Genomic DNA, 19470 nt, shown 5'->3' with positions numbered 1-19470 from the left:
TATGAGCGGAAAAATCTAAGACAGGCGAGGATGTGAGCCATTGACTGATCGTTCCCACGCTCTGCGTGGTAACGCCTCAAGGGACGCTCTGCGTCCAAAGCGACGCGGAGCGTCACAGGCTGCATTCCCACGCAGAGCGTGGGAACGATCAAAGGACCTTCTATATCAGTTGCTGATGGCGAGGATACTCGCCTGATACGCACCAACAAACACGTCGAAATCGCCGACTTCGTTCTGCTCAAGCTCGGTCTGCTGCGCCAGCGACGCGCGCGCCAGTTCTTCAAACTTCGCTTGCTCGTCAGCTGCCAACGGCTCGCTGCGGAAGAACTCGGCATGGGCCTGGCTCTGACGCAGGGAGAACTGCGCAAAGCTTTCCTTGTGCTCGGCCATGGCGGCCAACACCTGCGCCGATGGCGTCAACGACGGGTCGTTGACCTTGGCCAGTTGCGCATCCAGCGCCTTGCTGTGGGCATCACCGCCAACGCTCTGATCAAGCATCGCCGCCAGCGGAGCAATCTGCTCAAGCAGCTCGGCCGCCCACTGCTTCATCTCGACCGGCTGACCGTCACGCTGCAATTGCAGGCCCGGACGGCGACCTTCCTTGACCACGCTGAGGAAGTTCGAGGTGGCGTTGCCGCACGAAGTGTTGGTCAGCAGCGGGCTGTCGTTCAGCGCGCAATACAGCAGGAAGGCGTCGATGAAGCGCGATTCGGTGATATCGATGCCCATCGGCAGGAACGGGTTGATGTCCAGGCAGCGCACTTCGACGTACTGAATGCCGCGCGCCATCAGCGCCTGGATCGGCCGCTCGCCGGTGTAGGTCACGCGTTTCGGGCGGATGTTGGAGTAGTACTCGTTTTCGATCTGCAGGATGTTGGTGTTGAGCTGCACCCACTCGCCATCCTTGTGCGTGCCGACTTCCACATACGGCGCGTACGGCGTGGCCACGGCTTCGCGCAGGCTGTCGGTATAGCTCGCCAGATCGTTGTAGCACGGTGTCAGGCCGGCCTGGGCGTTGCTCTGATAACCGAGATCGCTCATGCGCAGGCTGGTGGCGTACGGCAGATAGAGGGTGTCCGGATCGAGTTGTTCGAGCTGATGCGAACGCCCGCGCAGGAAACCGGCGTCCAGCGCCGGCGAAGCACCGAACAGGTACATCAGCAGCCAGCTGTAGCGACGGAAGTTGCGGATCAGGGCGATATAGGACACTGACTGGAAATCGCGGTCAGTGCCGACGAAACCTTCGGCCTCGCGCAGCAATGGCCAAAGCTGTTCCGGCAGGGAGAAGTTGTAGTGAATCCCGGCAATGCATTGCATGGTCTTGCCGTAACGCAGGGCCAGGCCCTTGCGATAGACGTATTTGAGCTGACCGATGTTAGAGGTGCCGTAATAGGCAATCGGGATGTCTTCCTCGGCCGGCAACGGGCACGGCATCGATGGACTCCACAGGTACTCGTTGCCGAGTTTGCTGTAGGCAAAACGATGAATCTTGTCCAGGCTCGCCAGCGTGTCGGCAGGATCCGGCAGGGCAGGCGTGATGAATTCCAGCAGCGACTCGGAGTAGTCGGTGGTGATCTGTTCGTTGGTCAGCGCGGAACCCAGGGCTTCGGGGTGCGGCGTTTGCGCCAGGCGACCTTCACTGGTCACGCGCAGGCATTCACGTTCGATACCGTGCAGGCACTGCTTGAGCAGAGAGAGGTTAGCGCGCTCGCCAAGCAGAGCCAGGCGGCGGTTGAGAAGTTCGCTCAATTTGGATTCCTTCACGCGTCAGTCGCCCCAATATGGGGGTGGGCAGGACGGTCTACAAGGGTGAAGTTGAAACTGGCGTTATCGCCTGGTTTTCTAGCCTGTCAGCCGCACACATAACCCGTAGGAGCTGCCGAAGGCTGCGATCTTTTGATTTTGTTTTTTAACACCAAGATCAAAAGATCGCAGCCTGCGGCAGCTCCTGCAGGATTCGTTGCGCCGAAATTAACTCAAAATGATGAGCAACATCTACAGGACAGCGAAGGTGCCTTGCGCTTTTGCGACCAGTTTGTCGCCCTGCATCACCTCGGCTTCGACCACCAGCGTGCGCCGGCCCGGGTGGATCACCCGCGCCGTGCACAGCACCTCGCCCTCGGAAACGGCGCGGATGTAGTTGATCTTGCATTCGATGGTCGCGCTCTGCTGATCGAAGCCATGGCTGCTGGAGCAAGCCAGGCCCATGGCAATGTCGACCAGGCTGAACAGCGCGCCGCCGTGCAATTTGCCGCCACGGTTGCGCAGTTCGGGCTCAAGCACCAGGGCGACTTGCGCCACCCCGGTGTCGAGGCTGTGCAGGCGGCAGCCCAACAGCTTGAAAAACGCGCTCTCGACGAGCCCGGCCGGCATGTCCATCAGCGTTTCTTCAACTGCTTGGCGTTGGCGAACAGCGAGGCCATCGCGTTGTTCACCGGTGCGGCGGTCGCAGTTTCCTTGCGTGGCGCGTTGCCCGAAGACTGGCGCGGTGCCGAGCCCGGACGCGAGCCACGGGCGCCGTCGACCTTCTCGCCCGGCGTGTCGCTCATGCGCATCGACAGGCCGACGCGTTTGCGCGGAATGTCGACTTCCATGACCTTCACTTTCACCACGTCACCGGCCTTGACCGCTTCGCGTGGGTCCTTGATGAACTTCTCCGAGAGCGCCGAGATGTGCACCAGACCATCCTGATGCACGCCGATGTCAACGAACGCACCGAACGCCGTAACGTTGGTCACCACGCCTTCAAGGATCATCCCCAGTTGCAGGTCCTTGAGGTCTTCGACGCCTTCCTGGAACTCGGCAGTCTTGAACTCCGGACGTGGATCGCGACCGGGTTTTTCCAGTTCTTGCAGGATGTCGGTCACGGTGGGCAGACCGAAGGTTTCATCGGTGAATTTCTTCGGATCCAGACGCTTGAGAAACGCGGCATCGCCGATCAGCGAGCGGATGTCGCGGTCGGTTTCAGCGGCAATGCGCTGCACCAGCGGATAGGCTTCCGGGTGCACCGCCGAGGAATCCAGCGGGTTGTCGCCGTTCATTACGCGCAAGAAACCGGCGGCCTGTTCGAAGGTTTTTTCGCCCAGGCGCGCGACTTTCTTCAGTGCTGCACGGGTTTTGAATGCGCCATGTTCGTCACGGTGAGCAACGATGTTCTGCGCCAGCGTTGCGTTGAGCCCGGAGATCCGTGCCAGCAAAGCCACGGAGGCGGTATTCACATCCACGCCCACGGCGTTCACGCAATCCTCGACCACAGCATCCAGACCGCGCGCCAGTTTCAGTTGCGAGACGTCGTGCTGGTATTGGCCGACACCAATGGATTTCGGATCGATTTTCACCAGTTCGGCCAGCGGATCCTGCAAGCGACGGGCGATCGACACGGCGCCACGGATCGACACGTCGAGGTCCGGGAATTCCTTGGCCGCCAGTTCCGAGGCCGAGTACACCGAGGCGCCGGCTTCGGACACCATGACCTTGGTCATTTTCATCGCTGGGTATTTTTTGATCAGCTCGATCGCCAGCTTGTCGGTCTCACGGCTGGCAGTGCCATTGCCGATGGCGATCAGGTCCACCGAATGTTTGGCGCACAGCGCAGCGAGAATGGCGATGGTCTGATCCCACTTGTTATGCGGTACATGCGGGTAAACCGTGGCGTGATCGAGCAGCTTGCCGGTCGAGTCGACCACGGCCACCTTGCAGCCGGTACGCAGGCCCGGGTCGAGGCCCAGGGTCGCGCGCGGGCCGGCCGGAGCGGCCAGCAGCAGGTCGTGCAGGTTGTGCGCGAAGACGTTGATCGCTTCGGTTTCGGCACCGTCGCGCAACTCGCCCAGCAGGTCGGTTTCCAAGTGGGTGTAGAGCTTGACCTTCCAGGTCCAGCGCACCACTTCGCCCAGCCACTTGTCCGCCGGGCGGTTCTGGTTCTGGATGCCGAACTGCTGGCCGATCATGCCTTCGCACGGGTGCATGGTGCCGGGCAGCTCATCGCCGACTTTCAGCGCGGAGCTGAGAATGCCTTCATTGCGGCCGCGGAAAATGGCGAGGGCGCGGTGCGACGGCATGCTTTTCAGCGGCTCGTCGTGCTCGAAATAATCGCGGAATTTGGCGCCTTCCTCTTCCTTGCCGGCGATGACGCGGGCACTGAGGATCGCTTCCTGCTTGAGGAAATTGCGCAGCTTTTCCAGCAGGCTGGCGTCCTCGGCGAAGCGCTCCATCAGGATGTACTTGGCGCCTTCCAGTGCAGCCTTGACATCGGCCACGCCTTTTTCGGCGTCGACGAAGCGCGCGGCTTCGGTTTCCGGCGACAGGTTCGGGTCGTTGAACAAGCCGTCGGCCAGTTCGCCGAGGCCGGCCTCGAGGGCGATCTGGCCCTTGGTGCGGCGCTTCTGCTTGTACGGCAGGTACAAGTCTTCGAGACGGGTTTTGGTGTCGGCGAGCTTGATGTCGCGCTCGAGGGCAGGAGTGAGTTTGCCTTGCTCTTCGATGCTGGCGAGGATGCTGATGCGCCGTTCGTCGAGTTCTCGCAGGTAGCGCAGGCGCTCTTCCAGATGACGCAACTGGGTGTCATCGAGGCTGCCGGTGACTTCTTTCCGGTAACGGGCGATGAAGGGAACGGTAGAACCTTCATCGAGTAGCGCGACGGCCGCTTCGACCTGTTGTGGGCGTACGCCGAGTTCCTCGGCAATGCGGCTGTTGATGCTGTCCATAAAACCACCTGACATAGTTTGAAAGCAGGCTCTCAGGCACGCAGATAAAGGCCTGGAGGCTGATTGAGCGGCTAGTAGATTGCCGCTGCCTGGATCAAGAGGCAGCCCATTGACCCGTAAAATCGAACAGTTGCTGCACAGGGCCGGAAAAAATACCGGCCACTTACGGTAACGATTCAGACGTTGCCTGGCGCAAAACGCCGCGCATTATAACCAGCGTTCTGTCATTCGGGGGCGTTGCAGCCTGTAGGCATAAACCCCAGTTTTCTGGCAGTGAAGGAAAAATCTGCTAACAATGCACACGGTGCGTATAACGGCAGCTACGCCATAATGCGCGCCGAGCTAAAAGGAGCATCCAATGAGCAGCACTGCACAAACGGCTGAAGGCGAAAAAATTCTAATCGTTGATGACGATCCGGGGCTGAGCAGCCTGCTGGAGCGTTTCTTCGTCAGCAAGGGCTACCGTGCCCGTACCGTTCCGAACACCGAGCAGATGGACCGTCTGCTGGCGCGTGAAGTGTTCAATCTGGTCGTCCTCGACCTGATGCTGCCAGGCGAAGACGGCCTGACCGCGTGCCGCCGCCTGCGCGGCGCGAACAACCAGATTCCGATCATCATGCTCACCGCCAAGGGCGATGAGCTGAGCCGCATCAAGGGCCTTGAACTGGGCGCCGACGATTACCTGGCCAAGCCGTTCAACCCGGACGAGCTTATGGCGCGGGTCAAAGCGGTGTTGCGCCGTCAGGCCGCACCGGTACCGGGCGCACCGGGCAGCGAAGACGAAAACGTCACCTTCGGTGATTACGTGTTGTCGCTGGCCACCCGCGAACTCAAGCGTGGCGATGAAGTGCACATGCTCACCACCGGTGAGTTCGCGGTACTCAAGGCGCTGGTGATGAACGCTCGTCAGCCACTGACCCGTGACAAGCTGATGAATCTCGCCCGTGGCCGTGAGTGGGATGCGCTGGAGCGTTCCATCGACGTTCAGATTTCGCGTCTGCGCCGGATGATCGAACCCGATCCGTCGAAACCGCGTTACATCCAGACCGTCTGGGGCGTGGGTTACGTGTTCGTACCGGATGGCACCGCCACCAAGTGATCGGTGATTTGTAGGAGCGGGTCTGCAAGGCTCTGGTCGCACGGCCATTGCCACAGACTCGCAATCCGCAATATGCGAGCATTGCTCGCTCCTGCAAGTGTGTAGCGGTTAAAGATGAAAACCCCCGTCTGGTTCCCCCAAAGTTTTTTCTCCCGCACCCTCTGGCTGGTGCTGATCGTCGTGCTGTTTTCCAAGGCGCTGACCCTGGTTTATCTGTTGATGAACGAGGACGTGCTGGTGGATCGCCAATACAGCCATGGCGTCGCTCTGACGCTGCGCGCCTATTGGGCCGCCGACGAAGAAAACCGCGCAAAAATCGCCGATGCCGCGACCCTGATCCGCGTGGTTGGCGCCGGTGTGCCGGAAGGCGAACAACACTGGCCGTACAGCGAAATCTATCAGCGCCAAATGCAGGCCGAACTGGGGGCCGACACTGAGGTGCGCTTGCGCATGCACTCGCCGCCGGCATTATGGGTGAGGGCGCCGAGCCTGGGCGATGGCTGGCTGAAAGTACCGCTGTATCCGCATCCGCTGCGCGGCCAGAAAATCTGGAACGTGCTCGGCTGGTTCCTCGCCATCGGCCTGCTATCGACGGCGTCGGCATGGATTTTCGTCAGCCAGCTCAACCAGCCGCTGAAGCGTCTGGTGTATGCCGCGCGACAACTCGGCCAGGGCCGCAGCGTGCGCCTGCCGATCAGCGACACGCCCAGCGAAATGACCGAGGTTTACCGCGCCTTCAATCAGATGGCCGAGGACGTCGAACAGGCCGGGCGTGAGCGTGAGCTGATGCTCGCCGGCGTCTCCCATGACTTGCGCACACCGCTGACGCGCTTGCGCCTGTCGCTGGAACTGATGGGCGATCACACCGACCTCACCGACGACATGGTTCGCGACATCGAAGACATGGATGCGATTCTCGACCAGTTCCTCGCGTTCATCCGCGACGGTCGCGATGAGTCTGTAGAAGAAGTCGACCTCAGCGATCTGGTGCGCGAAGTTGCCGCGCCATACAACCAGAATGAAGAGAAGGTACGTTTGCGCCTGGAACCGATCCAGCCGTTTCCGCTACGTCGAGTATCGATGAAACGCCTGCTTAATAACCTGATCGGCAACGCCTTGAACCATGCCGGCACGGGTGTTGAGGTCGCGGCTTATGTGTCAGGAGATACCAGCGCGCCGTATGTGGTCCTGAGTGTGATGGACCGTGGCGCCGGTATCGATCCGTCCGAGCTTGAAGCAATCTTCAACCCGTTTACCCGAGGTGATCGGGCTCGCGGTGGCAAAGGTACCGGGCTGGGACTGGCGATCGTGAAAAGGATTGCGGCGATGCATGGCGGCAATGTCGAATTGCGCAACCGGTCCGGGGGTGGACTGGAGGCGCGGGTGAGATTGCCGCTTGGATTGATGTTGCCCCGAGATGCGGTCTAGAAGCAGCTGCAAGCTGCAAGTTGCAAGTTGCAAGTTGCAAGTTGCAAGTTGCAAGCAAAGCGCTGTTCACTTGCCGCTTGAAGCTTGCCGCTAGCACCTGCTTTTCTAGCCCTTGCCCTTGGTGCGGGTCATATTCGGCCCGCCATTCTTTTCCAGATGCTCGATGATGATCCCGGCGACATTCTTGCCGGTGGTGGTCTCGATCCCTTCCAGTCCCGGCGACGAATTGACTTCCATCACCAGCGGCCCGTGATTGGAGCGCAGGATATCCACACCCGCCACTGCCAGGCCCATTACCTTGGCCGCGCGCAACGCGGTCATGCGTTCTTCCGGGGTGATCTTGATCAGGCTGGCGCTGCCGCCGCGATGCAGGTTGGAACGAAACTCGCCCGGCTTGGCCTGACGCTTCATTGCCGCGATCACCTTGTCGCCGACCACGAAGCAGCGGATATCCGCGCCGCCGGCTTCCTTGATGTATTCCTGAACCATGATGTTCTGCTTCAGGCCCATGAATGCTTCGATCACCGACTCTGCCGCCGTCGCGGTTTCGCACAGTACCACGCCGATGCCCTGTGTGCCTTCGAGTACCTTGATCACCAGCGGTGCGCCGTTGACCATGGCGATCAGATCGGGAATGTCGTCCGGCGAGTGGGCAAAACCGGTGACCGGCAAACCGATTCCGCGCCGCGACAGCAGCTGCAGGGAACGCAATTTATCCCGCGAGCGGGCAATGGCCACCGACTCGTTGAGCGGGAACACGCCCATCATTTCGAACTGACGCAACACCGCGCAGCCGTAGAACGTCACCGACGCGCCGATCCGCGGGATCACCGCATCAAAACCTTCCAGCGGTTTGCCGCGGTAATGGATCTGCGGCTTGTGGCTGGCAATGTTCATGTAGGCGCGCAAGGTGTCGATCACCACCATTTCATGCCCGCGCTCGATTCCGGCTTCGACCAGACGGCGGGTGGAATACAGACGCGGATTACGCGACAGCACAGCGATCTTCATGCAACACCTGTGGAGGAGGTAGATACCGGGAACACCGGCTTGTCTTGTACATACTTGATGCCCGGATTGACCACCAGTTGGCCATCGATCAGGGCTTTGGAACCGAGCAACAGGCGATAACGCATGGACTTGCGGCAGGCCAAAGTGAATTCCACTGGCCAGACCCGATCGCCCAAAGCCAGCGTGGTACTGATCACGTAGCGCACCTGCGCATGGCCGTTGGAGCTCTTGATGGTTTTGCGCGTGACCAGCGGCGCTTCGCAGCGCCGGTGACGCAGCTGTACCACCGTGCCGAGGTGCGCGGTGAAACGCACCCATTTCTCGCCGTCACGTTCGAACGGTTCGATATCGGTGGCGTGCAAACTGGAGGTGCTGGCGCCGGTGTCGATTTTTGCGCGCAAACCGGCGACTCCCAGGCCTGGGAGCGCTACCCACTCGCGCAGACCGACAACGGTCAAATGATCAAATGTCTTCAAAGAAAAAAACCAAGGGTTAACGCTTCCAGGCTTCGTCTGGCACCTGGGGCAACGCTTTGAAAGCAGGTTTGGCGAACCAGTAGCCCTGCATCAGAAATATTCCACAGTCCGCGAGGAAGTCCCGTTCCCCGGCGCTCTCGATGCCCTCGGCAATGACTGTAACGTTCAACTCCGCACACATTGTGACAATCCCCCGCACGATTACCTGACGGACACGGTCTTGATCGATATCGCGGATCAGCGCCATGTCGAGTTTGATCAGGTCCGGTTGGAAATCAGCCAGCAGATTGAGCCCCGAATAACCGGCACCGAAATCGTCGATGGCGGTCTTGAAGCCGAATTCGCGGTATTCACGCAGAATATTGGTCAAATGGCGATAATTATCTACGTGCTCGATTTCCAGGGTTTCGAAAATCAGCCGGTCGATCGGAAAGTTGTGTTTTCGTGCGGCCTCCAGTGTGCTGCGAATGCATAACTCTGGACGGTAGACGGCGTTGGGCAAAAAGTTGATCGACAAGTGTGTCTGCATATTAAGACTGGCCGCGCCTTCGATGGCGCGAGTCCGGCAGAGCTGGTCGAAGCGGTAGCGGTTGTCTTCTGTAACCTGATTTAACACGGACAGCGCGCCCTCACCGGCCACACCGCGCACCAGCGCTTCATGGGCGAATACCGATTGGTCGCGCAGATCGACGATCGGCTGGTAGGCGAAGGCAAAATCGAAGTCCAGCGGCTCGCTCTGCTGGCAGCCCTGGCAACCGCCCTTTGGCGAGGTCAATGAAGTCGGAAATTTTGTCACTCGATCACTCCAGGCCGGTCAGGCGGCGAAGATCACAGTCTATCTGGTGGGCCGAGTTCTTGCGCCCGACAGAAACGGTAGTACAGTTCCGACTACTGGCTGAGCGAGGAATTCATATGGGACAGAAGCAGGAAGAGGACGACAAGGTCCGTCTCGATAAATGGCTGTGGGCGGCGCGTTTCTACAAGACCCGTGCGCTGGCCAAAGCAGCCATTGAAAGTGGCAAGGTGCATTGCCGTGGCGAGCGCTGCAAACCGGGCAAGGAACCACGCATCGGTGACGAGTTCGAGATTCGCACCGGCTTCGAAGTGCGCACGGTGAGGGTCGAGGCGTTGTCGATCGTGCGTCGGGGCGCACCCGAGGCGCAGACCCTGTATGCCGAGACCGAAGCGAGTATCGCCAAGCGCGAAGCAGCTGCGGCGATGCGCAAGGCAGGGTCGTTGGGCGTGAGCACCGATGGCAAGCCGAGCAAAAAGCAGCGGCGTGATTTGTTCAAGTTTCGCGGTAGCAGCAACGAAGATTGAAACGTTATGCCGGCCTCTTCGCGAGCGGGCTCGCTCCCACATTTGATCGAGTCGTCTGTGGCAGCGAGCATGCTTGCGAATCGACTACGACGCGGAATCAGGCGCTACGCACCACACTCATCCGCGACACCAGCGGCAACTTGGCCAGCAATGCGAAAACCGGGGCGGTCAGCTTCAACCAGAAGTTCGCGGCGTGAAAGGCAAACGGCGTGTAGTAGCCCCAGCCCAACGCCCATACCGCCAGCAGTACGCCACCGATGTAATCGTCCTGGCCCCAATGCGCGCCGGCCACCAGACGCGGCAGCATGAACAACACTGCCAGACCCCAGACCGTCAGAAATTGCCCGACCGTGCGGCTGAACACGCCCATGAACAGTGCCCAGATCAACAGCACCGAAGCGTGATCACCCGGGAAGCTCTGGCCCGAGCGATCCTTCAGCTCCCAGGTTTTTTCCAGGTGCGGAAAGTAATCACTGATGTGTACGGCGCCCTCAAGCACCATCGACGGGCTGCTGTGCTGCCAGCCCATATGGTCGGCGAATTTGGAAAACAGCGCGCGAATCACCACCATCAACAGCAGGATGGAGAAAAAACCGAAGAATGCGCGGCGCACGTCGATCGCCCTGAAGACCCAGTCGCCCTTGATCAGCAGCGTCAGCAGAATCAGTCCGACGACGATGTCGAACGGGCGCAGACTTGCAATTGCCCAGATGTGGAGCCATATCGGGTTGCTGGCCAGCGGTGCATTCAGTGAGCGGAACAGCCACTCGTCGAAAATCACACACAGCATCTGACCGGTAGGCCATAACCAGAAAGCCAGTAGCGCCAACGGCACTACGTTACACAGAACCAGCCGGCCGAGGTTCCACCTTGATTGGAACAAACCCGGATTGTTCATAAAATGCCTCCCATGGCGAAAAAGCGCCGGCACCAAAAAAAGTGCCAGCAAGCGCAAATTTTCACGTTTTGTAATCATTTTGTCATCACATTCAGATACCCAGACCTATGACCGACCTAGCGGATACCGATTTCACTCAACGCTTCATCTTCGATGACAGCGACACTCGCGGCGAACTGGTAGCGCTGGAGCGCAGCTACGCCGAAGTCCTCGCCAAACACCCGTACCCGGAGCCGGTCGCACAGTTGCTCGGCGAACTGATGGCGGCCGCTTCGTTGCTGGTCGGCACGCTCAAGTTCGATGGCCTGTTGATTTTGCAGGCGCGCTCGGAAGGGCCGATTCCGCTGCTGATGATCGAGTGCTCCAGCGAGCGCGAAATCCGTGGCCTGGCGCGCTATGACGCCGAGCAGATCGCGGCCGACGCTACCCTCAGCGACCTGATGCCGAACGGCGTTCTGGCCCTGACTGTCGATCCGACTGTGGGCCAGCGCTATCAGGGCATTGTCGATCTCGACGGCGAAACCCTGTCCGATTGCTTCACCAACTATTTCGTCATGTCGCAGCAGGTCGGCACACGCTTCAAGCTGTTCGCCGATGGTCGTCGTGCACGCGGCATGCTGCTGCAACAACTCCCTGCCGATCGCTTGAAAGACGAAGAGGACCGCGCTGCTAGCTGGCAGCATCTCACCGCGTTGGCCAGCACTCTGAGCGCCGATGAACTGCTCAGCCTCGACAACGAAACCGTGCTGCATCGGCTGTATCACGAGGAGCAGGTACGTCTGTTCGATGTGCAGCATCTGCGCTTCAGCTGCAGCTGCTCGCGGGAACGCTCCGGCAATGCGCTGGTCAGTCTTGGGCTGGAGGATGCGCTGGCGCTGGCCGCCGAGCAGGGTGGCAAAGTCGAGATCGATTGCCAGTTCTGCAATCAGCAGTACCTGTTCGACGCGGCTGATATCACTCAATTGTTCGCTGGCGCGGGCGTCGATACGCCGTCAGATACCCGTCACTAAAACGGTTCAGCGCAGGTAAATTCACTGCGCAATGACGGAATATCGCCGTTACGACGGGAGGACCCTACTCTTTTTGGGCTTTTCTGGCATAATCCGGCCCACTTTTTTCGCGGTAGTAGTGCACGACTTTCTACTACAAAACGTTTGGAGCACACTCGGCCACTGGCCGACGGGGAACCTCATGACGCAAGCCAATAACGCCGTGTACACCGATCTGAGTGTTGATGATCTGGTAAAAGAAGCCCTGAATCGCGGTGAAGGCGAGCTTGCCGATACCGGCGCCTTGGTTGTTCGCACCGGTCACCGCACCGGCCGTTCGCCAGTCGACCGTTTCATCGTTGAAGAGCCTTCCACCCAGGCCGCTATCGCCTGGGGCCCGATCAACCGCAAGTTCCCGGCCGACAAGTTCGATGCCCTGTGGGCTCGCGTCGAGGCTTTCAACAACGCGCAAGAGCACTTCGTTTCCCACGTCCATGTAGGCGCGGCGGAAGATCACTACCTGGCCGTGAAAATGACCACCCAGACTGCCTGGCAGAACCTGTTCGGTCGTTGCCTGTTCATCAATCCGGCCCAGTACAACCCGGCTGGCCGTGAAGAATGGCAAGTGCTCAACGTCGCCAACTTCGAGTGCGTGCCTGAGCGTGACGGCACCAACTCCGATGGTTGCGTGATCATCAACTTCGCGCAGAAGAAAGTGCTGATCGCTGGCATGCGTTACGCCGGTGAGATGAAGAAAGCCATGTTCTCGGTGCAGAACTTCCTGCTGCCGGCCGCTGACGTGCTGCCAATGCACTGCGCTGCCAACATCGGCGAAGACGGCGACGTGACCCTGTTCTTCGGTCTGTCGGGCACCGGTAAAACCACCCTGTCGGCGGACGAAAGCCGTTACCTGATCGGTGACGACGAACACGGCTGGGGCGAAGGCGTGGTGTTCAACATCGAAGGCGGTTGCTATGCCAAGTGCATCGACCTCTCCGAGAAGAACGAGCCGGTCATCTGGAAAGCCATCAAGCACGGCGCAGTGCTGGAAAACGTCGTTATCGACGACGCCAAGCACGCCGACTACGCCGATGTCAGCCTGACCCAGAACAGTCGCGCCGCCTACCCGCTGGAGCACGTTGCCAAGCGTTCCGAGAAGAACCTCGGTGGCGAGCCAAACGCGGTGATTTTCCTGACCTGCGACCTGACCGGCGTGCTGCCGCCAGTGTCGATCCTCAATGAAGAGCAAGCGGCCTACCACTTCCTGTCCGGCTACACCGCACTGGTGGGCTCGACTGAAATGGGTTCGGGCAGCGGCATCAAGTCGACCTTCTCCACCTGCTTCGGCGCACCGTTCTTCCCGCGTCCGGCTGGCGAATACGCCGAACTGCTGATCAAGCGCATTCGCGGTTTCGGCTCCAAGGTCTACCTGGTCAACACCGGCTGGACCGGCGGCGGCTACGGCGTCGGCCAACGCTTCAACATCCCGACCACCCGCGCAGTGATCGCAGCGATCCAGAGCGGCGCACTGATCGGTGCTGCCACCGAACACCTCGACACCATCAACCTCGACGTGCCACTGGCCGTTCCGGGCGTCGACACCAACCTGCTCAACCCACGCAACACCTGGGCTGACAAGGCAGCATACGACGAGGCAGCGAAAGCATTGGCCGGTCTGTTCATCGAGAACTTCAAGAAGTTCGAAGTGAGCGACGCGATCAAGGCTGCTGGGCCGAAGTTGTAAGTAATGGTTTGCACTGAATAAAAAACCGCCCTTTGGGGCGGTTTTTTATTTCCGATCTGAAATGCAGCTTGGTTGGACTCAAAGACTTGGCTTGCCCTGGCTATCTGTCAATCAGCCAGTGCACTCAGTACATGGACAGGATCGTTATGAATGGCCTTGAGTAGTGCTTTGGCCGGCCCCGTCGGCTGACGACGACCTTGCTCCCAATTACGTAACGTTCCCAACTGAACATCGATCAAGGCTGCGAACTTTGCCTGCGTCATTCCTGTAGCTTTGCGAATCTGTTTAACCTGTAATGCATCCACATAGAATTCGCGGGACGGCTTTTTTTCACCCCGAAGAATCTCATCCATTTCCTGCACGCTTTCCATCAGCTCATCAAAAAATTTGCTCATGGTTACCTCCAGTTTCCAATCATGGCCTTCAGTGCTTTCCGTTCGTCAGGGGTAAGATCCTGCTGCTCGTTTTTTGGATAAATCATCAACAACGCGATCTGTGATGCTGAAACGAAGTGGTAGTAGATAACCCTTGCGCCACCCCGTTTGCCATGTCCTTTGGAGGCGACTCGTGCTTTGCGCACCCCGCCGGTTCCTTCGATTACATCGCCAATAGACGGGTTTGCGACCAATTGCGTTTGAAAGGTGGCGTAGGCATCGTCGTCCAGTAACTCTCTTACTCGGCGGGTAAAGACTGAAGTCTCAATAAAAATCATGGTCAATGTACGCCAGTGACTTACTTTCAGGCAATGCTGAAGTGTTGATGAGGATGATTGGTGCTTGATCGCCGACAGAGATCGGCGGTGATAAGGCTGCTCGGCTTAGGCCGGCGCTTTCCAGTTGAGCATTTGTGTCTGTGCGACTTGCAGCAGGTCGCAGTCGACCTGTCAGCGGATACAGGGTGTGGGTGATGTGGGTGTCGCTGACCAAAGCAGCGACACCACGACTATAGGTTCGCACCACCCGCTCGCGATAGCCGACAAGGCATCGCGTGAAGTAGGAACGGGACGAACAATGTGTCAGACAGTCACTACTGTCGCTTCAACCCCTTTCAACGCAGATGCTGGTAACCGGAAATATCCAGCAGGCTCGTGGTCAGTCCGGTTGCCGGGCGGTAAATCGTGCCTTTGACTGCCGAGAACGGCACGCCTTTGCTGCCCAGCGAGACATAGCGCTCGCCTTTATCCAGTTCGGTGAAATAGGTGTAGGACTGGCTGTGCATCTTCTTGTAGCGGGCTTCGTCGCTGACGATGGCGCCGGTGAAACGAAGCAGGTCGGCATCGCTCAGGTTAAGGGTCTTGCTCAATGGCACGCCCCAGCGCTTGAGGCAGGTCTCGGCAAGATGGCGAACGATACGGCCGGGTTCGATCAGCGCGTTGAGATCGCTGCTGCTGCTCGGCTCGCCGCCGAGTGCCGTGGCGTTGCCGGCGAGGGTGGCGTGGCGACCGGCCATTGGATAGATCGAGGTTTTTGTGCCGGTTGCGGTTTGCGGAATCACGCAGCTGAAGCCCTTCGAACGCTCATCGCGGGCATAGAAGGCGATGTATTCCTTGACGTTGGATTCGAGTTTCACGCGGTTTTCCTGGAAGTTGCCGATTCCCGGAACCGGGTCAACCGCAAAGATATTCACGGGAATATGTTTGAGTGCAGCGTCCTTGAACATTGCGTTGGCGAGCATATGGCAACTGATACCGCCACGGCTCCAGCCGACCAGATTGACTCGTGTCGGAATAACGCCGTCCTTGCGGAAAGTCTTGATGATTTGTTCCTGTAATTTCTGTTGGGTAATACTACGATCGCCATAGTTATACTGGCGCCAGAACCAGGAGCCTTCAACTTTCACATCGTCAATCGGAATGCCTGCGGCTTTCAGGCGGTTATATTCTGTCTCAGTCAGTTGTTTTCGCTGCCAGTCGCATTTGCCTTTGATAATGTTCACGGCGTGTTGCACGTTTTCGTCCCAGCCTTTACCGAACAGAGTACCGGACAAGCCGTATTCAGAGGTCTTGGTGAACAGGTCATCGGCTTGCAGATTGCCGCTGCCCGGGCCGTCGACGACGATCCACTCGGCAAATTCCCGTCCGCTGTGGTGCGCAGCAAGCGTAGAAACGATTTCGCCATCCCAGAAGCTTTTATGTTTGTCATCAAACTTGTTGGAGCCGGTGCCGCAGAAAAATATCGTCAAAGTTGTCATTTTGTTGCTCTCGTTCTATTTGGAAGAGCAAGCAATCTAGTTGGGGTTGATTGGATTGATAAAGTTTTTCGTTGTTTCGATTCTTGTAGTTTGAATAAATCCATTGTTGTTTGGTCTGTAATGAAATTTTTATTACCACAATTTTTAGTTGTCTGGAGACTTCATCTACCTGATGAACCCTCGTCTGCGCTTGATACCCTGTATTATTCGGTATCGATTTTACCTCCAACCTTTTCTCGACTCGCTGCAATCGCCCGCTAGTCTTTGGACATGGCAGCAGTCAAAGGAGTGACAGCAAATGCACGACACCCTGAAACAGGTTTTTGGTTATCCCCAGTTTCGACCCGGTCAGGAAGCCGCTGTCAGCGCGGTGCTGGCGGGGCGTTCGGCGGCGGCGATCTTTCCCACCGGCTCCGGCAAGTCCCTTTGCTACCAACTGCCGGCACTTTTACTGCCACACCTGACTTTGGTGGTTTCGCCGTTGCTGGCGTTGATGCAGGATCAACTGGCGTTTCTCAAGCGCCACGGCATTTCGGCCGGAAGCATCGATTCGGCGCAGAGCCGCGAGGATGCCAGCGATGTCATGGCCCGTGCGCGTTCGGGTGAATTGAAGATTTTGATGATTTCCGTCGAGCGCCTGAAAAATGAGCGCTTCCGCAATTTCCTGCAGCAGGTGCCGATCTCGTTACTGGTGGTCGACGAGGCGCACTGCATTTCTGAATGGGGCCACAACTTTCGGCCGGATTACCTGAAACTGCCCGACTACCAGCGTCAGTTCAACATCCCGCAGGCACTGCTGCTAACCGCCACAGCCACGCCGAAAGTCATCGCCGACATGCAGGCCAAATTCACCATTGCTCCGGACGATGTGGTCACCACCGGTTTCTATCGGCCCAACCTCAACCTGTTGGTCGAGCCTGTACGCGGTCAGGACAAGCGCCGGCGTCTGGTCGAATGGATGACCGAACGCCCAGGGCAACCGAGCATTGTCTACGTGACGTTGCAGAAGACCGCCGAGCACATCGCCGAGCACCTTCAACGCAATGGAATCCAGGCCGAGGCTTACCACGCAGGTTTGCCGCATGATCAGCGTGAAGGCATTCAACGCCGCTTCATGGCCGGGCAGTCCAACTGCATTGTCGCCACCATCGCTTTCGGCATGGGCATCGACAAGAGCGACATCCGTAACGTGGTGCATTTCGATCTGCCCAAATCCATCGAAAACTATAGTCAGGAGATCGGCCGCGCCGGGCGTGACGGGCAGCCTTCGGATTGCCTGGTACTGGCCAATCGCGACAGCCTCAACGTGCTGGAAAATTTTGTTTATGGCGACACGCCCGAACGCGACGGGATTCGTTATGTACTCGACGAGCTCAAAGCCTCGGTACCGGAAGGACAGTGGGAGTTTCTGCTTGGGCCACTGGCCGATCAGAGCAATATTCGTTCGTTGCCGTTGAAGACTTTGCTGGTGCAGCTGGAACTGCGAGGTCTGATCGCACCGCGTTACGCCTATTACGCCGAGTACCGCTTCAAATACCTGCTTGAGCCTGAAGCACTGCTCCAGCGCTTCGAAGGTGAGCGCAGGGATTTCGTTGCGGCGATCATCCAGACGTCAACTCGCGCACGCACTTGGGCCACGGTGAATTTCGAGGCGATGTACTCGCAGTATTCGGCCGAGCGCAATCGGGTGGTGACGGCGCTGGATTATTTCCAGGAAAAGGGCTGGGTCGAGCTTGAAAGCAAGCAGATGACCGAGGTTTACAGCCTGCTGCACAGCGATTTTCACAGCGATGCCCTGAGCGCTGAGCTGCACGAGTACTTCACTCGCCACGAGCAGACCGAAGTGGCGCGGATTCACGCCATGCTTGACCTGTTCGCCACCGAACGCTGCCTGGGTTATCGCTTGGCCGAGTATTTCGGTGATCACAATGCCCCTGAGCATTGCTGCCATTGTTCGGTATGTTACGGCCAGATCGCGCGGTTGCCCGAGCCGCCGCCATTGCCGCCGCTTGTGGATAAAAACTTCGCAGAACTGTGTGGTGAATTTATCCACAGGCATGAGCAGCACACAGGCGGTGTTCCCTCGGCCGAACGCCTGACGCGATTCCTGTGCGGAATCAGCGTGCCGTTGTTCACCAAACTCAAGGCGCGGGCGATACCGGGTTTTGCTACGTTGGAAGAGTATCCCTACGCAGAGGTCCGCGATTGGGCGGACAGTCACTTGCTCGATTAGCAGAGAGTCTGTGGGCGCTGCATCCATCCGCTGAATGTCGATCATCACGCTAATAAACTTCAAAAAGCGCCGTTGCCTGACTAAGGTTGGAATCTGTCTTCGGATCGCCAACAAGAGAACAACATGAGCCAGACACTCTTCGATATTCAGCAGGCTGCCGTGATCGGCGCGGGCACCATGGGCCGTGGCATTGTCATGTGCCTGGCCAATGCTGGCGTGAACGTGCAGTGGGTAGATAACAATCCACAGATGCTCGAGCAAGCGCTGACAGCGGTCGCCGAAACCTATGCACACAACGTGCGTCAGGGCCGCATCGATCAGGGCGAGGCGGACGCGCGCATTGTTCGCGTCTCTGCGGCGGCGGATTACGCGGCGATTCGCAATGTCGACCTGGTGATCGAAGCGGTGTACGAAAACCTCGAGCTGAAACAGAAGATCTTTCGCGAACTCGACGGACTGCTCAAGCCCGAGGCTCTGCTGGCGAGCAACACCTCGGCGCTGGATATCGACGCGATTGCCGCCGCAACCCGGCGCCCGGAACAGGTGCTGGGTCTGCACTTCTTCAGCCCGGCCCATATCATGAAACTGCTGGAAATCGTGCGCGGTGCGCAAACATCGCCGGCGGCGCTGGAGGCAGCGCTGGCGCTCGGCAAGCGCATGGGCAAGGTCAGCGTGGTGTCGGGCAACTGTCACGGTTTTATCGGCAACCGCATGCTGCATCCGTATGTACTGGAAGCGCGCAAAATGCTCCTCGAAGGCGCGTATCCACAGCAGGTGGATGCCGCGCTACAGGGCTTCGGTTTCGCCATGGGACCGTTTCGCATGTACGACGTGGTTGGCATTGATCTGGAGTGGCGTGCCCGCGAACTGGCTGGCAAAGGGCAGGATGCGCCGGAAGTTCAGGTGGATAACCGCTTGTGCGAACTGGGCCGGTTCGGGCAGAAGTCCGGTAACGGTTACTACCACTATGAGCCGGGCAGCCGCCAGGCCGAGCATGATCCTGAAGTGGATGCGCTGGTGCTGCGGGTCAGCGAGGAGCTGGGTTTCCAGCGTCGCGACATCGGCCCTGAAGAAATCCTTGAGCGCTGTGTGCTGGCGCTGGTTAACGAAGGCGCGAAGATCCTGCAGGAAGGCATAGCCGGCTCAGCCCATGACATCGACCTGGTGTACTTGAATGGCTATGGCTTTCCAGCGGAGAAGGGCGGGCCGATGGCCTGGGCGGATCAGCAAGGGCTGGCGGACATTCATCAGCGCTTGCTGGCGCTGGAGACGCGACAGGGCGATCAGTGGAAGCCGGCGCGCTTGATTGGCGAACTGGCGGCGCAGGGGAAGGGGTTTGCTGAGCGTTGACACCGGTCGGCTGTGCTGACTTTCGCGAG

The 19470-nt window shown here is 58.8% G+C and carries 17 protein-coding genes; 7 read left to right on the top strand and 10 right to left on the bottom strand.

The genetic code is table 11. The annotated features are described in order from the left end of the window. Window positions 1–165: 165 nt before the first annotated feature. The 3 genes from gshA to ACMYUN_RS13480 all read right to left on the bottom strand — a co-directional run bounded on the left by gshA (window position 166) and on the right by ACMYUN_RS13480 (window position 4703). Window positions 166–1749, bottom strand: coding sequence for a glutamate--cysteine ligase (gshA, locus tag ACMYUN_RS13490; protein ID WP_039756427.1), 1584 nt, complete (start codon window positions 1747–1749; stop codon window positions 166–168). A gap of 246 nt (window positions 1750–1995) precedes the next feature. Continuing rightward, window positions 1996–2379, bottom strand: a complete 384-nt coding sequence (locus tag ACMYUN_RS13485; RefSeq protein WP_052269051.1) for a PaaI family thioesterase — start codon at window positions 2377–2379, stop codon at window positions 1996–1998. Further along, window positions 2379–4703, bottom strand: coding sequence for a Tex family protein (locus ACMYUN_RS13480; RefSeq protein ID WP_039756429.1), 2325 nt, complete (start codon window positions 4701–4703; stop codon window positions 2379–2381). Before ACMYUN_RS13480 ends, ACMYUN_RS13485 begins: the two co-directional genes overlap by 1 nt. Before the next feature lie 358 nt (window positions 4704–5061). Here ACMYUN_RS13480 and ompR point away from each other — a divergent pair, with 358 nt between their 5' ends. Beyond that, window positions 5062–5802 (top strand): two-component system response regulator OmpR, encoded by a 741-nt coding sequence (gene ompR, locus ACMYUN_RS13475; protein ID WP_039756430.1) that lies wholly within the window; start codon window positions 5062–5064, stop codon window positions 5800–5802. A gap of 114 nt (window positions 5803–5916) precedes the next feature. Next, on the top strand, window positions 5917–7230 hold the full coding sequence (locus ACMYUN_RS13470; protein WP_016770645.1) for an ATP-binding protein: 1314 nt from the start codon (window positions 5917–5919) through the stop codon (window positions 7228–7230). 105 nt (window positions 7231–7335) lie between these two features. Here the strand turns inward: ACMYUN_RS13470 and rimK are convergent, their stop codons facing one another. The 3 genes from rimK to ACMYUN_RS13455 all read right to left on the bottom strand — a co-directional run bounded on the left by rimK (window position 7336) and on the right by ACMYUN_RS13455 (window position 9513). After that, window positions 7336–8241: a 30S ribosomal protein S6--L-glutamate ligase gene (gene rimK, locus ACMYUN_RS13465; protein ID WP_024011184.1), complete on the bottom strand. Its 906-nt coding sequence runs from the start codon at window positions 8239–8241 to the stop codon at window positions 7336–7338. Beyond that, window positions 8238–8657 (bottom strand): ATP-dependent zinc protease, encoded by a 420-nt coding sequence (locus ACMYUN_RS13460; RefSeq protein ID WP_231982547.1) that lies wholly within the window; start codon window positions 8655–8657, stop codon window positions 8238–8240. The genes rimK and ACMYUN_RS13460 overlap by 4 nt, the downstream gene beginning before the upstream one ends. Window positions 8658–8733: 76 nt before the next feature. After that, window positions 8734–9513: an EAL domain-containing protein gene (locus ACMYUN_RS13455; protein WP_310404423.1), complete on the bottom strand. Its 780-nt coding sequence runs from the start codon at window positions 9511–9513 to the stop codon at window positions 8734–8736. A gap of 116 nt (window positions 9514–9629) precedes the next feature. On the opposite strand from ACMYUN_RS13455, the gene ACMYUN_RS13450 reads away from it, so the two are divergent. Further along, entirely contained in the window at window positions 9630–10037 is a 408-nt protein-coding gene (locus ACMYUN_RS13450; RefSeq protein ID WP_039756436.1) for an RNA-binding S4 domain-containing protein, read from the top strand. Between the two features lie 97 nt (window positions 10038–10134). Here ACMYUN_RS13450 and ACMYUN_RS13445 read toward each other — a convergent pair whose 3' ends face one another. After that, window positions 10135–10935, bottom strand: coding sequence for a phosphatase PAP2 family protein (locus ACMYUN_RS13445; protein WP_039756437.1), 801 nt, complete (start codon window positions 10933–10935; stop codon window positions 10135–10137). A 107-nt stretch (window positions 10936–11042) separates the two neighbouring features. Between ACMYUN_RS13445 and hslO the strand changes: the two genes are divergently transcribed. Both hslO and ACMYUN_RS13435 read left to right on the top strand, forming a co-directional pair. Continuing rightward, on the top strand, window positions 11043–11945 hold the full coding sequence (gene hslO / locus ACMYUN_RS13440; RefSeq protein ID WP_129998342.1) for an Hsp33 family molecular chaperone HslO: 903 nt from the start codon (window positions 11043–11045) through the stop codon (window positions 11943–11945). 181 nt (window positions 11946–12126) lie between these two features. Continuing rightward, window positions 12127–13668: a phosphoenolpyruvate carboxykinase gene (locus ACMYUN_RS13435; protein ID WP_016772179.1), complete on the top strand. Its 1542-nt coding sequence runs from the start codon at window positions 12127–12129 to the stop codon at window positions 13666–13668. 107 nt (window positions 13669–13775) lie between these two features. Here the strand turns inward: ACMYUN_RS13435 and nadS are convergent, their stop codons facing one another. The 3 genes from nadS to ACMYUN_RS13420 all read right to left on the bottom strand — a co-directional run bounded on the left by nadS (window position 13776) and on the right by ACMYUN_RS13420 (window position 15858). Beyond that, a complete protein-coding gene (nadS, locus tag ACMYUN_RS13430; RefSeq protein WP_016772178.1) occupies window positions 13776–14063 on the bottom strand; it encodes a NadS family protein in 288 nt (95 codons plus the stop codon). Window positions 14064–14065: 2 nt separating this feature from the next. Beyond that, complete coding sequence (locus ACMYUN_RS13425) at window positions 14066–14380, bottom strand: type II toxin-antitoxin system RelE/ParE family toxin (protein WP_310404416.1); 315 nt, start codon at window positions 14378–14380, stop codon at window positions 14066–14068. Between the two features lie 335 nt (window positions 14381–14715). Continuing rightward, on the bottom strand, window positions 14716–15858 hold the full coding sequence (locus ACMYUN_RS13420) for a hypothetical protein (RefSeq protein ID WP_415760859.1): 1143 nt from the start codon (window positions 15856–15858) through the stop codon (window positions 14716–14718). A gap of 298 nt (window positions 15859–16156) precedes the next feature. On the opposite strand from ACMYUN_RS13420, the gene ACMYUN_RS13415 reads away from it, so the two are divergent. Both ACMYUN_RS13415 and ACMYUN_RS13410 read left to right on the top strand, forming a co-directional pair. Next, a complete protein-coding gene (locus ACMYUN_RS13415) occupies window positions 16157–18091 on the top strand; it encodes an ATP-dependent DNA helicase RecQ (protein WP_415760858.1) in 1935 nt (644 codons plus the stop codon). Between the two features lie 123 nt (window positions 18092–18214). Next, window positions 18215–19441: a 3-hydroxyacyl-CoA dehydrogenase NAD-binding domain-containing protein gene (locus tag ACMYUN_RS13410; protein WP_415760857.1), complete on the top strand. Its 1227-nt coding sequence runs from the start codon at window positions 18215–18217 to the stop codon at window positions 19439–19441. Window positions 19442–19470 lie beyond the last annotated feature (29 nt).

Source organism: Pseudomonas sp. CP4, assembly GCF_047758505.1.
Taxonomy (GTDB): Bacteria; Pseudomonadota; Gammaproteobacteria; order Pseudomonadales; family Pseudomonadaceae; genus Aquipseudomonas; species Aquipseudomonas fluorescens_AO.
This window is presented reverse-complemented; position numbering and strand designations above follow the sequence as displayed.

Coding starts and splice junctions, on each gene's coding strand:
- ACMYUN_RS13485 (WP_052269051.1), bottom strand. CDS start 2,379: ATGGACATGCCGGCCGGGCTCGTCGAGAGCGCGTTTTTCAAGCTGTTG.
- ACMYUN_RS13480 (WP_039756429.1), bottom strand. CDS start 4,703: ATGGACAGCATCAACAGCCGCATTGCCGAGGAACTCGGCGTACGCCCA.
- ompR (WP_039756430.1), top strand. CDS start 5,062: ATGAGCAGCACTGCACAAACGGCTGAAGGCGAAAAAATTCTAATCGTT.
- ACMYUN_RS13470 (WP_016770645.1), top strand. CDS start 5,917: ATGAAAACCCCCGTCTGGTTCCCCCAAAGTTTTTTCTCCCGCACCCTC.
- rimK (WP_024011184.1), bottom strand. CDS start 8,241: ATGAAGATCGCTGTGCTGTCGCGTAATCCGCGTCTGTATTCCACCCGC.
- ACMYUN_RS13450 (WP_039756436.1), top strand. CDS start 9,630: ATGGGACAGAAGCAGGAAGAGGACGACAAGGTCCGTCTCGATAAATGG.
- ACMYUN_RS13445 (WP_039756437.1), bottom strand. CDS start 10,935: ATGAACAATCCGGGTTTGTTCCAATCAAGGTGGAACCTCGGCCGGCTG.
- hslO (WP_129998342.1), top strand. CDS start 11,043: ATGACCGACCTAGCGGATACCGATTTCACTCAACGCTTCATCTTCGAT.
- ACMYUN_RS13435 (WP_016772179.1), top strand. CDS start 12,127: ATGACGCAAGCCAATAACGCCGTGTACACCGATCTGAGTGTTGATGAT.
- nadS (WP_016772178.1), bottom strand. CDS start 14,063: ATGAGCAAATTTTTTGATGAGCTGATGGAAAGCGTGCAGGAAATGGAT.
- ACMYUN_RS13425 (WP_310404416.1), bottom strand. CDS start 14,380: ATGATTTTTATTGAGACTTCAGTCTTTACCCGCCGAGTAAGAGAGTTA.
- ACMYUN_RS13420 (WP_415760859.1), bottom strand. CDS start 15,858: ATGACAACTTTGACGATATTTTTCTGCGGCACCGGCTCCAACAAGTTT.
- ACMYUN_RS13415 (WP_415760858.1), top strand. CDS start 16,157: ATGCACGACACCCTGAAACAGGTTTTTGGTTATCCCCAGTTTCGACCC.
- ACMYUN_RS13410 (WP_415760857.1), top strand. CDS start 18,215: ATGAGCCAGACACTCTTCGATATTCAGCAGGCTGCCGTGATCGGCGCG.